The sequence below is a fragment of the Burkholderia sp. MSMB1498 genome (genome assembly GCF_001526245.1).
Classification (GTDB): Bacteria; Pseudomonadota; Gammaproteobacteria; order Burkholderiales; family Burkholderiaceae; genus Burkholderia; species Burkholderia savannae.
This window is the reverse complement of sequence record NZ_LOYJ01000099.1, coordinates 137063-149715: the sequence shown is the minus strand read 5'-3', so window position 1 is coordinate 149715 and position 12653 is coordinate 137063. Positions and strand designations below refer to the sequence as shown.

At 66.5% G+C, this 12653-nt stretch carries 11 protein-coding genes and 1 pseudogene; all 12 read left to right on the top strand.

All coding sequences use genetic code 11. The features are described from left to right. The first annotated feature begins 60 nt into the window (after window positions 1–60). Window positions 61–657 carry a DUF2059 domain-containing protein gene (locus tag WS91_RS21285; RefSeq protein WP_059671001.1) on the top strand — a complete coding sequence of 199 codons (597 nt, stop codon included), beginning with the start codon at window positions 61–63 and terminating at the stop codon, window positions 655–657. Between the two features lie 168 nt (window positions 658–825). Then, window positions 826–1908: a 3-phosphoserine/phosphohydroxythreonine transaminase gene (gene serC / locus WS91_RS21280; RefSeq protein ID WP_038745607.1), complete on the top strand. Its 1083-nt coding sequence runs from the start codon at window positions 826–828 to the stop codon at window positions 1906–1908. A 33-nt stretch (window positions 1909–1941) separates the two neighbouring features. Further along, window positions 1942–3024, top strand: coding sequence for a prephenate dehydratase (pheA, locus tag WS91_RS21275; RefSeq protein ID WP_038745605.1), 1083 nt, complete (start codon window positions 1942–1944; stop codon window positions 3022–3024). 132 nt (window positions 3025–3156) lie between these two features. Then, window positions 3157–4083, top strand: a pseudogene (locus tag WS91_RS38005) (prephenate dehydrogenase/arogenate dehydrogenase family protein); the annotation flags it as partial. 105 nt (window positions 4084–4188) lie between these two features. After that, window positions 4189–5493, top strand: a complete 1305-nt coding sequence (gene aroA / locus WS91_RS38000) for a 3-phosphoshikimate 1-carboxyvinyltransferase (protein WP_038745663.1) — start codon at window positions 4189–4191, stop codon at window positions 5491–5493. 16 nt (window positions 5494–5509) lie between these two features. Next, a complete protein-coding gene (gene cmK / locus WS91_RS21265; protein ID WP_038745603.1) occupies window positions 5510–6196 on the top strand; it encodes a cytidylate kinase CmK in 687 nt (228 codons plus the stop codon). Between the two features lie 142 nt (window positions 6197–6338). Further along, window positions 6339–8051, top strand: a complete 1713-nt coding sequence (rpsA, locus tag WS91_RS21260) for a 30S ribosomal protein S1 (protein WP_038745601.1) — start codon at window positions 6339–6341, stop codon at window positions 8049–8051. A 22-nt stretch (window positions 8052–8073) separates the two neighbouring features. After that, window positions 8074–8397 carry an integration host factor subunit beta gene (locus WS91_RS21255; RefSeq protein WP_038745600.1) on the top strand — a complete coding sequence of 108 codons (324 nt, stop codon included), beginning with the start codon at window positions 8074–8076 and terminating at the stop codon, window positions 8395–8397. Window positions 8398–8619: 222 nt separating this feature from the next. After that, window positions 8620–8913, top strand: coding sequence for a LapA family protein (locus WS91_RS21250; protein WP_004195986.1), 294 nt, complete (start codon window positions 8620–8622; stop codon window positions 8911–8913). Window positions 8914–8965: 52 nt separating this feature from the next. Then, window positions 8966–10135: a lipopolysaccharide assembly protein LapB gene (gene lapB, locus WS91_RS21245; RefSeq protein ID WP_059584549.1), complete on the top strand. Its 1170-nt coding sequence runs from the start codon at window positions 8966–8968 to the stop codon at window positions 10133–10135. 101 nt (window positions 10136–10236) lie between these two features. Then, window positions 10237–11640, top strand: a complete 1404-nt coding sequence (locus WS91_RS21240) for a UDP-glucose dehydrogenase family protein (RefSeq protein WP_059584551.1) — start codon at window positions 10237–10239, stop codon at window positions 11638–11640. Next, on the top strand, window positions 11606–12595 hold the full coding sequence (gene rfaE1 / locus WS91_RS21235) for a D-glycero-beta-D-manno-heptose-7-phosphate kinase (RefSeq protein ID WP_052145031.1): 990 nt from the start codon (window positions 11606–11608) through the stop codon (window positions 12593–12595). The genes WS91_RS21240 and rfaE1 overlap by 35 nt, the downstream gene beginning before the upstream one ends. The last annotated feature ends 58 nt before the right edge of the window (window positions 12596–12653 follow it).

Here is a 12653-nt window from a genome sequence, read left to right as displayed (position 1 = left end):
AAAGATGCGGCGTGACGGGCGCGGCGTATAAACTGTGCATATTTCCATGAGGGAGTGATGATGCAAAAACGATTCAAGCAACTGGTCCTGCTGGCAGCGATGGTTCCGGCGTTCGCGATGGCTCAGTCGCTGTCGAGCCAGACTTCGGCTCCGGCGGCCGCTGCTCCGATCGACGCAGACAAGAAGGCGGCGATCAAGGATCTGCTCGACGCGATCGACGCGCCGAAGCTCGTCGCGGCCATCGCGAACAGCGCCGAGATGCAGTCGAAGCAGCTCGTGCCGGCGATCCTGTCGGACGCGCTGTCGGAGAACAAGACGCTGAACGACAAGCAAAAGCAAGCCGCCGTGCCGACGCTGCAAAAGAATGCGGTGCCGAAGCTCGTCGACGGCGCGGGCAAGGTGTTCGGCACGCAGCAGTTCACGAACGACGCGATGCAGGCTCAGTACGACGCGTACGCGAAGTACTACAGCACGTCGGAGATCAAGGATCTGACGACGTTCTACAAGAGCCCGACGGGCCGCAAGTTCATCCAGGTTCAGGATCAGGTCGGCCGCGACGTCGTGAACGGCCTGATGCAGAAGTACATGCCGCAGGCGATCAAGGCGACGCGCGACCAAGCCGACAAGGAAGTCGCGACGGTCAAGCCGGGCAAGTAAGCCGCGCCGGCTGAGGCCCGCCGGCCGGGGCGTTCGCCGCCCGGGTTTGGCGGGTTCGTCAGGACAGTGCGATAATGGCCGTTTGCGCGACAGCGCAAGCGGCCATTTCCTTTTCCCGCGCGGCTTTCGGCGGATCGAGGCGGCCGCGTCCCTTCCGAGGTTCTCACGATGCGCGTCTTTAATTTCTCCGCCGGTCCCGCGGCGATGCCCGAGGAAGTGCTGCGCCAGGCGGCCGCCGAAATGCTCGACTGGAACGGCAGCGGCATGAGCGTGATGGAAATGAGCCATCGCGGCAAGGAATTCATGTCGATCCACGAGGCGGCGCTTGCCGATCTGCGCGAGCTGCTCGACGTGCCCGCGAACTACCGGATACTGTTCCTGCAGGGCGGAGGGATCGCCGAGAACGCGATCGTGCCGATGAACCTGCTCGGTTCGCGGACGACGGCCGACTTCATCGTCACGGGCTCGTGGTCGCAGAAGTCGTTCAACGAGGCGAAGAAATACTGCGCGCCGCATCTCGCCGCGACGGGCAAGACGGAAGCGGGCTTCACGCGCGTGCCGGCGTTCTCCGAATGGCAAATGTCCGACGATCCGGCGTACGTGCACCTGTGCACGAACGAGACGATCGACGGCGTCGAGACGTTCGACATCCCCGATCTCGGCAACGTGCCGCTCGTCGCCGACGTGTCGTCGCACATCCTGTCGCGTCCGATCGAGATCGAGAAGTACGGCGCGATCTTCGGCGGCGCGCAGAAGAACATCGGGATGGCGGGCGTGACGCTCGTGATCGTCCGCGAGGATCTGCTCGACCGCGCGCTGTCGATCTGCCCGTCGGCGTTCGAGTGGAAGACGGTCGCGCTCAACAATTCGCTGTACAACACGCCGCCCACCTACGCGATCTACATCGCGGGCCTCGTGTTCAAGTGGCTGAAGGCGCAAGGCGGCCTTGCCGAGATCGAGAAGCGCAACATCGAAAAATCGAAGCTGCTGTACGACGCGATCGACGCGGGCAGCTTCTATCTGAACAAGGTCGAGAAGTCGGCGCGTTCGCGGATGAACGTGCCGTTCTTTCTTGCCGACGAATCGCGCAACGAAGACTTCCTTGCCGGCGCAAAAGAGCGCGGGCTGCTGCAGTTGAAGGGCCACAAGTCCGTCGGCGGCATGCGGGCGTCGATCTATAACGCGGTGCCGCTCGCGGGCGTGCAGGCGCTCGTCGAGTACATGAGAGATTTCGAGCGGCGATGCGCGTGACGCGCGCCGCTCCCTAAGCACGCTTGTCAATTCATGGACGACGAACTCAATACCCGCCTGAAGCCTTTGCGCGAGCGCATCGACGCGATCGATGCGCAGCTGATCGCGCTGCTGAACCAGCGCGCGGCGGTCGCGCTCGAGGTCGGCGAGGTCAAGAAGCACTTCAACGCGCCCGTGTTCCGGCCGGAGCGCGAGCAGCAGGTGATCACGCGCTTGCAGGACATGAGCGGCGGGCCGCTCGCGAGCGAGCACATCAGCGCGATCTGGCGCGAAATCATGGCGGCGAGCCGTGCGCTCGAGCAGACGATTCACGTCGCGTTCCTGGGGCCTGTCGGCACGTACAGCGAACAGGCGATGTTCGACTACTTCGGGCATTCGATCGAGGGGCTGCCTTGCCCGTCGATCGACGAAGTGTTCCGCTCGGTCGAGGCGGGCGCCGTGGCATTCGGCGTCGTGCCGGTCGAGAACTCGTCGGAAGGCGCGGTGTCGCGCACGCTTGATCTGCTGCTGCACACGCAGTTGCTGATCGGCGGCGAGCTGTCGCTGCCGATTCATCACAACCTGCTCACGCAGACGGGCACGCTCGACGGCGTGAAGCGTGTCTGCGCGCATGCGCAGGCGCTCGCTCAGTGCCAGCACTGGCTCGCCGCGAACGCGCCGCATCTCGAGCGGCAGGCCGTCTCGAGCAACGCGGAAGCCGCGCGCCTCGCGGCCGACGACGCGACGGTCGCCGCGATCGCGGGCGACCGCGCGGCGACGCACTACCGGCTGCAGATCGCGTATGCGCTGATCCAGGACGATCCGCACAACCGCACGCGCTTCGCCGTGATCGGCAAGGAGCCGGCGGGGCAGAGCGGGCACGACCAGACGTCGCTCATCGTGTCGGTGAAGAACGAGCCGGGCGCGGTGTTCAAGCTGCTCGAGCCGCTCGCGCGGCACGGCGTGTCGATGACGCGCTTCGAATCGCGCCCGGCGCGGGTCGGCACGTGGGAGTATTACTTCTACATCGACATCGAAGGGCATCGCGACGACGACGCCGTCAAGGCCGCGCTCGCGGAGCTCGGCAAGAAGGCGGCATTCCTGAAGATTCTCGGTTCGTATCCGCGCGCGCGGTGAAGCGCATCGCGTTGCGTTGCGCGGGCCGGCGCGGCCTGCTTCGGCCGCATCGGCCGAAGCGGCGCGCGGCGGCAGGTTCACGGCTGAACGGCTTGCCGCAGCGAGGCGGCGCATGGCTCTTCGCGCTTGCGAATGTGCGGCGCGCCGGGCCGGCGGCCGTTCGATATTGACCCTCGCGCGCCCGGGCCTGGCCCGGACGCGCGTTACTTGGCTCTCGTCGTGTCAGGCTTTTCTTTCGACAAACTGGTGATTTTCGGCGTCGGGCTGATCGGCGGCTCGCTCGCGCTCGCGTTGCGCGAAGGCGCGTCGGGCGGCAGGCGCGAGGTGGTCGGCGTCGGCCGCTCGACGGCGTCGATCGAGCGCGCGCTCGCATTGCGCGTGATCGACCGCGCGGCGGCGCTCGACGACGACGCGCAACTGCGCGACGCGCTCGCGGGCGCGGATCTCGTGCTGCTCGCCGCGCCCGTCGCGCAGACGGGCGCGCTTCTTGCGCGGATCGCGCCGTTTCTCGACGCGTTGACGATCGTCACCGACGCGGGCAGCACGAAGTCGGACGTCGTCGCGGCCGCGCGCGCGGCGCTCGGCGCGCGGATCGGCCAGTTCGTGCCGGGCCACCCGATCGCGGGGCGCGAATCGAGCGGCGTCGACGCGGCGCTCGCCGATCTGTACGTCGGCCGCAACGTCGTGCTGTGCGCATTGCCGGAGAACGCGCCGGACGCGCTCGCGCGGGTCGAAGCGATGTGGCGCGCGGCGCGCGCCGACGTGCGCGCGATGAGCGCCGAGCAGCACGACCGCGTGTTCGCGGCGGTGAGCCATCTGCCGCACGTGCTGTCGTTCGCGCTCGTCGAGCAGATTCTCGGCGAATCCGATGCCGAGCTGAAATTCTCGTACGCGGCGGGCGGCTTCCGCGACTTCACGCGCATCGCCGCGTCGAGCCCGGAAATGTGGCGCGACGTGTGTCTCGCGAACCGCGCGGCGCTCCTCGACGAGCTCGACGCCTACACGCGCGTGCTCGCACGGCTGCGCGCGGCGATCGACGCGGGCGACGGCGCCGCGCTCGAAACCGTGTTCGCGCGCTCGCGCGCGGCGCGCTCGGCGTGGCGCGAGCGCGGCGCGAAACCCGCATCCGCTGTCCGTTCAGCTATCCCTGCAACAGGATTTCACATGGAACATCTCGATCTCGGCCCGTTCTCCCATGCGCAAGGCACGGTGCGCCTGCCCGGCTCGAAGAGCATCTCGAATCGCGTGTTGCTGCTCGCGGCGCTCGCGGAGGGCGAGACGACCGTCACGAACCTGCTCGATTCCGACGATACGCGCGTGATGCTCGACGCGTTGACGAAGCTCGGCGTGAAGCTGTCGCGCGACGGCGACACCTGCGTCGTCGGCGGCACGCGCGGCGCGTTCACCGCGAGAACCGCGGATCTCTTCCTCGGCAACGCGGGCACGGCGGTGCGGCCGCTGACGGCGGCGCTCGCGGTGAACGGCGGCGACTACCGGATTCACGGCGTGCCGCGGATGCACGAGCGTCCGATCGGCGATCTCGTCGACGGGCTGCGCCAGATCGGCGCGCGGATCGACTATGAAGGCAGCGAGGGCTTTCCGCCGCTCAGGATTCGGCCCGCGACGATCTCGGTCGACGCGCCGATCCGCGTGCGCGGCGACGTGTCGAGCCAGTTCCTGACCGCGCTCCTGATGACGCTGCCGCTCGTGAAGGCGAAGGACGGCGCAAGCATCGTCGAGATCGAGGGTGAGCTGATCTCGAAGCCGTACGTCGAGATCACGATCAAGCTGATGGCGCGCTTCGGCGTGACGGTCGAGCGCGACGGCTGGCAGCGCTTCACGGTGCCGTCGGGCGTGCGCTACCGGTCGCCCGGCGCGATCATGGTCGAGGGCGACGCATCGTCGGCGTCGTACTTCCTCGCGGCGGGTGCGCTGGGCGGCGGGCCGTTGCGCGTCGAGGGCGTCGGCCGCGCGAGCATCCAGGGCGACGTCGGTTTCGCGAACGCGCTGATGCAGATGGGCGCGAACGTGACGATGGGCGACGACTGGATCGAAGTGCGCGGCATCGGCCACGACCACGGCAGGCTCGCGCCGATCGACATGGATTTCAACCTGATTCCGGACGCCGCGATGACGATCGCGGTCGCCGCGCTCTTCGCCGACGGCGCGAGCACATTGCGCAACATCGGCAGCTGGCGCGTGAAGGAAACCGACCGGATCGCCGCGATGGCGACCGAGCTGCGCAAGGTCGGCGCGACGGTCGAGGAGGGCGCCGACTATCTCGTCGTGACGCCGCCCGCGCAGCTCACGCCGAACGCGGCGATCGACACCTACGACGACCACCGGATGGCGATGTGCTTCTCGCTCGTGAGCCTGGGCGGGGTGCCCGTGCGCATCAACGATCCGAAGTGCGTCGGCAAGACGTTCCCCGACTATTTCGACCGTTTCCTGGCGCTCGCGAAGGCGTGACGCCCGTATTGACCCGATGAAATCGACTCGACCTTTTCACCCGACCCCAGTTATCACGATCGACGGCCCGACGGCATCCGGCAAGGGCACCGTCGCGGCGCTCGTCGCCGCGCACCTCGGTTTTCACCTGCTCGACAGCGGCGCGTTGTACCGGCTCGCGGCGCTCGCGAGCATCCGCTATCAGGTCGAGCCCGACGACGTCGACGCGCTTGCAAAGCTGGTCGACGGTCTCCACATCACGTTCCGCGAGGGTTGCGCGCAGCTCGACGGCGTCGACGTGTCCGACGCGATCCGCGCGGAGGCGGTCGGCAACCGGGCGTCGGCGATCGCCGTCCACGCGCCCGTGCGCGCGGCGCTCGTCGCGCGGCAGCGCGCGTTTCGCAAGACCCCCGGGCTCGTCGCGGACGGCCGAGACATGGGGACCGTGATCTTCCCGGACGCGGTGCTGAAGGTGTTCCTGACGGCAAGCGTCGAGGCGCGCGCCGCGCGCCGGCATAAGCAATTGATGCAAAAAGGTTTTTCTGCTAATATGGATAACTTGCTCCAGGATTTGCGCGAACGCGACGCGCGCGACAGCAATCGCGCCGCCGCGCCGCTCAAGCCTGCGGCAGACGCCAAGCCCCTCGACACGTCGGCCTTGACGATCGAGCAATCGGTCGCACAGGTGCTCGCGTGGTATCGGGAGCTCGGCCAGCCCGCCTGATCGGGGGCGAAAGCGCAGTAGGTGCTTCGCGCGTCGCGCGAAGCGTGTGTTAAACCCTTACCCCGTGTGGATTCGCGGGCGCGTCGCCAGCCGTTGCGGCCGGCGCGGGCGGTAGAGCGAAACCACGCACAAACCGATTTTTATGTCCGACCTGCAAACCTCCAACCCGAATACCGAATCCTTCGCGGCTCTGTTCGAAGAGTCGCTGACCCGCCAAGACATGCGCGCCGGCGAAGTGATCTCCGCCGAAGTCGTGCGTGTCGACCACAACTTCGTGGTCGTCAATGCCGGTCTCAAGTCCGAGGCCTACATTCCGATCGAGGAATTCCTGAACGATCAGGGCGAGGTTGAGGTTCAGGCGGGCGATTTCGTTTCCGTCGCGATCGACGCGCTGGAAAACGGCTACGGCGACACGATCCTGTCGCGCGACAAGGCGAAGCGTCTCGCTTCGTGGCTGTCGCTGGAAAAGGCTCTCGACAACAACGAACTCGTGACCGGCACGATCACGGGCAAGGTCAAGGGCGGCATGACCGTGATGGTCAACGGCATCCGCGCGTTCCTGCCGGGTTCGCTCGTCGACACGCGTCCCGTCAAGGACACGACCCCGTACGAAGGCAAGACGCTCGAGTTCCGCGTGATCAAGCTCGACCGCAAGCGTAACAACGTCGTGCTGTCGCGCCGCGCGGTGATCGAAGCCACGCAAGGCGAAGAGCGCGCGAAGCTGCTCGAGACGCTGAAGGAAGGCGCGATCGTCAACGGCGTGGTCAAGAACATCACCGACTACGGCGCGTTCGTGGACCTCGGCGGCATCGACGGCCTGCTGCACATCACCGACATCGCATGGCGCCGCGTGCGTCACCCGAGCGAGGTTCTGTCGGTCGGCCAGGAAGTCACCGCGAAGATCCTCAAGTTCGACCAAGAGAAGAACCGCGTCTCGCTCGGCATCAAGCAGCTCGGCGACGATCCGTGGGAAGGCATCTCGCGCCGCTACCCGTCGGGCACGCGCCTGTTCGGCAAGGTCACGAACATCACCGACTACGGCGCGTTCGTCGAAGTGGAATCGGGCATCGAAGGCCTCGTCCACGTGTCGGAAATGGACTGGACGAACAAGAACGTCGCTCCGTCGAAGGTCGTTCAGCTCGGCGACGAAGTCGAAGTCATGGTCCTCGAGATCGACGAAGACCGTCGTCGTATCAGCCTCGGCATGAAGCAGTGCAAGCCGAATCCGTGGGATGACTTCAGCCGTAACTTCAAGAAGGGCGACAAGATCACGGGCGCAATCAAGTCGATCACCGACTTCGGCGTGTTCATCGGTCTGCCGGGCGGCATCGACGGCCTCGTCCACCTGTCGGACCTGTCGTGGAGCGAAGCTGGCGAAGAAGCGGTTCGCAAGTACAAGAAGGGCGACGAAGTCGAGGCGATCGTGCTCGGCATCGACGTCGAGAAGGAGCGCATCTCGCTCGGCATCAAGCAGCTCGAAGGCGATCCGTTCAGCAACTACGTCGCGATGAACGACAAGGGCTCGATCGTCGACGGCGTCGTGAAGTCGGTCGATGCGAAGGGCGCGGTCATCACGCTCACGCCGGACGTCGAAGGCTACCTGCGTGCGTCGGAAATCTCGCAGGATCGCGTCGAAGACGCACGCAACGTGCTGAAGGAAGGCGACAAGGTCAACGCGATGGTGATCAACATCGATCGCAAGTCGCGCGGCATCAACCTGTCGATCAAGGCGAAGGATTCGGCCGAGCAGCAGGAAGCGATGCGCGGCCTGCAAGCCGATTCGAGCGCCGCTGCGACGGGCACGACCAACCTCGGCGCGCTGCTGAAGGCGAAGCTCGACGGCCAGAACCAGTAAGCCTCGCGAGGTCTGCTGAAGTATGACCAAATCCGAGTTGGTCGCCCAGCTGGCATCGCGATTTCCGCAGCTCGTGTTGAAGGATGCGGATTTCGCGGTGAAAACGATGCTCGATGCGATGTCCGACGCCTTGTCGAAAGGGCATCGCATCGAAATTCGCGGCTTCGGCAGCTTCGGTCTGAACCGCCGTCCGGCGCGCGTCGGACGCAATCCGAAGTCGGGCGAGAAAGTGCAGGTGCCTGAGAAGTACGTGCCGCACTTCAAGCCCGGCAAGGAATTGCGCGAGCGCGTCGACGGCCGTGCCGGCGAGCCGTTGAAGAACGACGAGCCGGAAAGCGGCGAGTGACGGTTCCGCCGCGGTCGATGCCGAACCAGCATGGCTGAAAGAAAGCGCCCCTCGCGGGCGCTTTTTCTTTGGCGCGCCGCGCGCGTTTCGCGAAGCGTGTCAAGCGCCGGCACAAGCGATTCACGAAGCGCGAAACGCTTCCTTTACAATACGGGGCGCCTGAAGCGCTGCGAAGGGGAGTCGCACGCGCTGCCGAACAATCTCAGTCAAAGAGAGGGAGTCATGAAGTTCATCGTCTGGTTGATCCGTGTGCTGGTGTTCGTGCTGCTGCTGGTGCTTGCGCTGGCCAATACGCAAAGCGCCACGCTGAATTTTCTAGCCGGGTACAACTGGCAGGCTCCGCTGATCCTGATCGGCCTCGCGTTCTTCGGCGTCGGGCTGATCGCGGGTTTGTTGTCTGCGCTGCCCGCGATTTTCCGGATGCGGATGGAGAACGGCCGCCTGAAGCGCGACTTGCGCGCTGTGCGCGAGAACCCGGCCGTCGTCGACCAGCCGCCGATGCCGCCCGTCATTTAACGATGCCGACGCCGCGCACGATGCGCGGCCCAGGTTTTTTTCGACACGTCGCATGGATCTCGATTTCTGGTGGCTGCTCGCCATTCCCGTTGCGTTCGCGCTCGGCTGGATGGCGTCGCGCTACGACCTCAACAAGCTGCTGTCCGAGAGCGCGAATCTGCCGCGCTCGTATTTCCGCGGCCTGAACTTCCTGCTGAACGAACAGCCGGATAAAGCCATCGACGCGTTTATCGAAGTCGCGAAGCTCGATCCCGAAACGGTCGAGCTGCACTTCGCGCTCGGCAACCTGTTTCGCCGTCGAGGCGAGACGGACCGCGCGATTCGCGTCCATCAGAACCTGCTGAGCCGCAACGATCTGCCCGTGAACGAGCGCGATCACGCGCTCTTCGAACTCGGGCAGGATTTCCTGAAGGCGGGCCTGCTCGACCGCGCGGAAGAGGCGTTCCACAAGCTCTCCGAAGGCGACTACGCGCTCGACGCGCAGCGCGCGCTCCTCACGATCTATGAGATCGAAAAGGACTGGAACAAGTCGATCGACACCGCGACGCGAATCGAATCGATGGGCGCGCCGCGCCTTGCGACGGAGATCTCGCAATTCCATTGCGAGCTCGCGCAGGACGCGCTGCTGCGCAAGAACGCCGAACTCGCGGCCGGGCATCTGCGCGACGCGCTCGCGGTGAATCCGCAGAACGCGCGTGCGACGATCCTGTCGGGCGACGCTGCCGCCGCAGCGAGCGACCATCTCGCGGCGATCGAGCACTGGCGCCGGATCGAGACGCAGAATCCCGCGTACCTGCCGCTCGTCGCCGACAAGCTGATGAAATCCTACGTGGCGCTCGATCGGGCGGCCGACGGCGCCGATCTGCTGACGGACTACGCGCGGCGCTATCCGTCGAACGATCTGCTCGACGTCGTCTATCAGTACGTCGCGCAGATGCGCGGCAACGGCGCCGCGCACGCGCTCGCGCGCTCGCAGATGGAAAAGGCGCCGAATCTGTCCGGCATGCTGCACTTGCTCGATGCGCAGATCGCCGCGGCCGACGAGCCCCGCCGCGCCGAGCTCGAAATGATGCGCACGCTCGTCAAGCAGCGCACCAAAAATTTGCCACGATATACATGCCAGAATTGCGGTTTCCGGGCGCGCCTCTTCTATTGGCAGTGCCCCGGATGCAGCGGATGGGAAACCTATGCGCCGCGGCGCGTCGAGCCCGCCGTTGCGTAGCGGGGCAGTAATGGGGCAGGCCGCGCCAGCCGGCGTGACATCGCCGGCGCGGGCCTGAACCGGGCGGACGCCGTCCGCTCGAGCGAATCATCGGAATACTTATGAAGATCACCATCATCGGCACGGGCTATGTGGGCCTCGTCACCGGCGCGTGTCTCGCCGAGATCGGCCACGACGTGTTCTGTCTCGACGTCGATCCCCGCAAGATCGACATCCTGAACAACGGCGGCATGCCGATTCACGAGCCCGGGCTGCAGGAAATCATCGCGCGCACGCGCGCCGCGGGCCGCATCACGTTTTCGACGGACGTCGAGGCGAGCGTCGCGCACGGCGAGATCCAGTTCATCGCGGTCGGCACGCCGCCCGACGAGGACGGCTCCGCCGATCTTCAATACGTGCTCGAGGCGGCGCGCAACATCGGCCGTCACATGGCGGGCTACAAGGTGATCGTCGACAAATCGACGGTGCCCGTCGGCACCGCGCAGCGCGTGCGCGCCGTGATCGACGAGGCGCTTGCCGCGCGCGGCCTTGCCGGCAGCGCCGGGCATCGCTTCTCGGTCGTGTCGAACCCCGAGTTCCTGAAGGAGGGCGCGGCCGTCGACGATTTCATGCGGCCCGACCGGATCATCATCGGCGTCGACGACGACGAAGCGGGCGCGATCGCCCGCGAGAAGATGAAAAAGCTCTACGCGCCGTTCAATCGCAATCACGAGCGGACGATTTACATGGACGTGCGCTCGGCCGAATTCGCGAAGTACGCGGCGAATGCGATGCTCGCGACGCGCATCTCGTTCATGAACGAGATGTCGAATCTAGCGGATCGCGTCGGCGCCGACATCGAGGCGGTGCGGCGCGGGATCGGCTCCGATCCGCGGATCGGCTATCACTTCCTGTACGCGGGCGTCGGCTACGGCGGCTCGTGCTTCCCGAAGGACGTGCAGGCGCTCATCCGCACCGCGAGCGAAAACGGCCAGCCGCTCAAGATCCTCGAGGCGGTGGAGGAAGTGAACCACGCGCAGAAGAACGTGCTGCTCGGCAAGATCGAGCAGCGTTACGGCGCCGATCTGACGGGCCGCACGTTCGCCGTCTGGGGGCTCGCGTTCAAGCCGAACACCGACGACATGCGCGAAGCGCCGAGCCGGCGCCTGATCGCGTCGCTGCTCGCGCGCGGCGCGACGGTGCGCGCGTACGATCCGGTCGCGATCGACGAGGCGCGGCGCGTGTTTGCGCTCGACCTGCACGATGCGCCCGACGCGCTCGCGCGGATCGCGTTCGTCGACTCGGCCGACGATGCGCTCGCAGGCGCGGACGCGCTCGTCATCGTCACCGAATGGAAGGAATTCAAGAGCCCGGATTTCTCGCATCTGAAGGCGGTGCTGAAGGCGCCCGCGATCTTCGACGGCCGCAACCTGTACGAACCCGATGCGATGGCCGAACTCGGCATCGATTACCACGCGATTGGACGCCCCTATGTCGAGCCCGTCTCTTCCTCCGCGCGCGGATAAGCGCGCGCCGCTCGCCGCCTCGGCGAGCGGCGTGCCGCGCGAGCAGATTGCGAAATCGCGCGTGCTCGTGGTCGGCGACGTGATGCTCGACCGCTACTGGTTCGGCAACGTCAACCGGATCTCGCCCGAGGCGCCCGTGCCCGTCGTGCACGTGCAGCGGCAGGAGGAGCGGTTGGGCGGCGCGGCGAACGTCGCGCGCAACGCGGTGACGCTCGGCGGCCAGGCAGGCCTTCTGTGCGTCGTCGGCGGCGACGAGCCGGGCGAGCGGATCGTCGAGCTGCTCGGCGAAAGCGGCGTGACGCCGTATCTCGAGCGCGATCCGTCGCTGCCGACGACGATCAAGCTGCGCGTGCTCGCGCAGCAGCAGCAATTGCTGCGCGTCGACTTCGAGGCGGCGCCGACGCACGAAGTGCTGCTCGCGGGGCTCGCGCGCTTCGACGCGCTGCTGCCTTCGTACGACGTCGTGCTGATGTCGGACTACGCGAAGGGCGGGCTCACGCACGTGACGACGATGATCGCGAAGGCGCGCGCGGCGGGCAAGCCCGTGCTCGTCGATCCGAAGGGCGCCGATTGGGCGCGCTATCGCGGCGCGTCGCTGATCACGCCGAACCGCGCAGAGCTGCGCGAAGTTGTCGGGCAGTGGACATCCGAGGACGACCTGCACGCGCGCGTGACGAAGCTGCGCGCCGAGCTCGCGCTCGACGCGCTGCTGCTCACGCGCTCGGAGGAGGGGATGACGCTCTTCTCGAACGACGGCGAGCTGCACGTGAGCGCGCTTGCGCGCGAGGTGTACGATGTGTCGGGCGCGGGCGACACGGTGATCGCGACCGTCGCGACGATGCTCGGCGCGGGGCTGCCGCTCGTCGAGGCGGTCGTGCTCGCGAATCGCGCGGCGGGCATCGTGGTCGGCAAGCTCGGCACCGCGACCGTCGAGTACGACGAACTGTTTCATTGAACGGCGCATGGCGCGCGCTGCCGCGCGCCGTGTGCCCATTTTCATCGGTAGGACGATC

Coding starts and splice junctions, on each gene's coding strand:
- WS91_RS21285 (WP_059671001.1), top strand. CDS start 61: ATGCAAAAACGATTCAAGCAACTGGTCCTGCTGGCAGCGATGGTTCCG.
- serC (WP_038745607.1), top strand. CDS start 826: ATGCGCGTCTTTAATTTCTCCGCCGGTCCCGCGGCGATGCCCGAGGAA.
- pheA (WP_038745605.1), top strand. CDS start 1,942: ATGGACGACGAACTCAATACCCGCCTGAAGCCTTTGCGCGAGCGCATC.
- aroA (WP_038745663.1), top strand. CDS start 4,189: ATGGAACATCTCGATCTCGGCCCGTTCTCCCATGCGCAAGGCACGGTG.
- cmK (WP_038745603.1), top strand. CDS start 5,510: ATGAAATCGACTCGACCTTTTCACCCGACCCCAGTTATCACGATCGAC.
- rpsA (WP_038745601.1), top strand. CDS start 6,339: ATGTCCGACCTGCAAACCTCCAACCCGAATACCGAATCCTTCGCGGCT.
- WS91_RS21255 (WP_038745600.1), top strand. CDS start 8,074: ATGACCAAATCCGAGTTGGTCGCCCAGCTGGCATCGCGATTTCCGCAG.
- WS91_RS21250 (WP_004195986.1), top strand. CDS start 8,620: ATGAAGTTCATCGTCTGGTTGATCCGTGTGCTGGTGTTCGTGCTGCTG.
- lapB (WP_059584549.1), top strand. CDS start 8,966: ATGGATCTCGATTTCTGGTGGCTGCTCGCCATTCCCGTTGCGTTCGCG.
- WS91_RS21240 (WP_059584551.1), top strand. CDS start 10,237: ATGAAGATCACCATCATCGGCACGGGCTATGTGGGCCTCGTCACCGGC.
- rfaE1 (WP_052145031.1), top strand. CDS start 11,606: ATGTCGAGCCCGTCTCTTCCTCCGCGCGCGGATAAGCGCGCGCCGCTC.